Annotated in this window: 1 protein-coding gene; it reads right to left on the reverse strand. The window is 75.3% G+C overall.

Annotated elements, in window-relative coordinates:
• Positions 1–3 precede the first annotated feature (3 nt).
• On the reverse strand, positions 4–2,651 hold a 2,648-nt coding region (gene cobT, locus ACWGIG_RS38340; protein WP_453326353.1), incomplete at its 5' end, for a nicotinate-nucleotide--dimethylbenzimidazole phosphoribosyltransferase.

Raw genomic sequence — 2,651 nt, forward strand, 5'->3', positions numbered from 1 at the left:
CGGTTACTTCTCGGTGACGCCCGCCGAGTCGAACGTCGCCACCTCGTGCATCGCCCGCGCCGCACTCTGCACCACCGGCAGCGCCAGCAGTGCGCCCGTGCCCTCGCCGAGGCGGAGGTCCAGGTCGACGAGCGGGCGCAGGCCCAGCTTGTTGAGGGCGGCGACGTGGCCCGGTTCCGCGCTGCGGTGGCCCGCGATGCAGGCCGCGAGGGCCTCGGGGGCGACCGCGCGGGCGACCAGGGCCGCCGCTCCGGCGCTCACGCCGTCCAGGATGACGGGCGTACGGAGGGAAGCTCCGCCGAGGAGGAAGCCGACCAGGGCGGCGTGCTCCAGGCCTCCGACGGCGGCGAGGACGCCGATGGGGTCGGCCGGGTCCGGCTTGTGGAGGTCCAGGGCGCGGCGGACGACGTCGACCTTGCGGGCGTGCATCTCGTCGTTGATGCCGGTGCCGCGGCCGGTGACCTCGGCCGGGTCCTGACCCGTGTAGACGCAGATCAGGGCGGCGGAGACGGTGGTGTTGGCGATGCCCATCTCACCGGTGAGGAGGGCCTTGTTGCCTGCCGCGACCAGGTCGCGGGCGGTCTCGATGCCGACCTCGATCGCGGAGAGGACCTCTTCGCGGGTGAGCGCGGGACCGGTCGTGAAGTCGGCCGTGCCCGCGCGCACCTTGCGGGGCAGCAGGCCGGGGGTGGCCGGGAGTTCGCCCGCGACGCCCACGTCGATGACGCAGACCTCGGCGCCGACCTGGTTGGCGAACGCGTTGCAGACCGCTCCCCCGCCGAGGAAGTTGGCCACCATCTGCATGGTGACCTCCTGGGGCCACGCCGTGACGCCCTGGGCGTGCACACCGTGGTCGCCCGCGAAGATCGCGACGGCCGCGGGCTCCGGGATCGGCGGCGGGCAGACCCGGGACAGACCGCTGAGCTGCGCGGAGATGATCTCCAGCATGCCGAGCGCACCGGCGGGCTTGGTCATCCGCTTCTGGCGTTCCCACGCCTCGCCGAGCGCCTTGGCGTCCAGCGGGCGGATGTTGCCGATCGTCTCCTGGAGGAGGTCGTGCGGCTCCTCGCCCGGCAGGGCGCGGCGGCCGTACGTCTCCTCGTGGACGACCCAGGAGAGCGGGCGGCGCTTCGACCAGCCGGCCTGGAGCAGTTCCGGCTCCTCCGGGAACTCGTCGACGTACCCCACACACAGGTACGCGACGACTTCGAGGTGCTCGGGCAGGCCCAGCGCCCGTACCATCTCGCGCTCGTCGAAGAAGCTGACCCAGCCGACGCCCAGGCCCTCGGCGCGGGCCGCGAGCCAGAGGTTCTCGACGGCGAGCGCCGAGGAGTACGGAGCCATCTGCGGCTGCGTGTGACGGCCGAGGGTGTGCCGGCCGCCGCGGGTGGGGTCGGCGGTGACGACGATGTTGACCGGGGTGTCGAGGATGGCCTCGATCTTCAGTTCCTTGAACTGCTTGGCCCGGGCCTTGGGCAGCGACTTGGCGTAGGCGTCGCGCTGGCGGGCGGCGAGTTCGTGCATCGCGCGGCGGGTCTCGGCCGAGCGGATGACGACGAAGTCCCAGGGCTGGGAGTGGCCGACGCTCGGGGCGTGGTGCGCGGCTTCGAGGACGCGGAGCAGGACCTCGTGCGGGATGGGGTCGCTGCGGAAGCCGTTGCGGATGTCGCGGCGCTCGCGCATCACGCGCAGCACGGCCTCGCGCTCGGCGTCGTCGTAGCCGGGGGCGGCCGGGGCCGCCGGGGCCTCGGGGGCGGGCTGCTCCGCCGCGGGGTCGGTTCCGGCGCCCGGAGCCTCTGCTTGCACGGGCTCCTCCGGTACGGGCTCGGCGTCCGCGGCACCGGCCTGGGCCGGTTCGGACTGTGCCGGTTCAGACTGTGCCGACTCGGGCTGGGCCGGTTCGGCGGGCGTCTCGATGACTTCCGCCGTCTCGATCACCTCCGCCGTCTCCGTCTCGTCGGCCGCCTGCTCCGGCAGCGGGGTCAGCGGCGCGGCCGGGCCGCCGTCGCGCGGTGCGGGTACCTCGGCCGACTGCTCGGCCGGCACGGCACCGGCGTCCCCGACGGGAGCGGCTGCGGGCTCGTCCTGGGCGACAACCGCCTCGGGCCGGGGCTCGGCCTCGACGGGACCGGGCCGGCCGGTCTCCTCCGGTACGGCGACGGGCTCGGGCACCGGCTGCCCGGAGGCATCGGGTCCGGGAGCCTCTTCGGCGGGGGCGGCTGCGGGCCCGGGCTCGGCGGGTACGGCAGCGAGCTCCTCCTCGGGGGCCGCCACGGCGGCGGGCGCGGCTGCCTGTTCGGGGGCCGCGACGGGCTCCGTCACGGGCGGCACCGGGGTCGGTGCCAGCTGCGAACCGACCGGCACAGAGCCTGCCACCTGTACGAACTGCCCGGCGGGCGGCGTCGCCTGGACGCCGGCCGGAGCCTCGACGGGAACCGGAAGCACCGGGGTGGCGTGCGCCGGACCCGACTGGAACACCGGCTCCGGAGCGACGGGTTCGGCAGCGGCGTCGGCTGCATCGGCGACCGGGGCAGCGACTACCGGAGCAGCGGCTTCCGGCGCCGTCGGGCCGGTGGCCGAGCTGTCGGGGGCCGGAGCCTCGGGGGCCACGGGCTCCGGGACGGCGCCGGGAGCGGCTGCTTCCGGAGCAC

It is taken from the genome of Streptomyces sp. NPDC054863 (assembly GCF_053610825.1).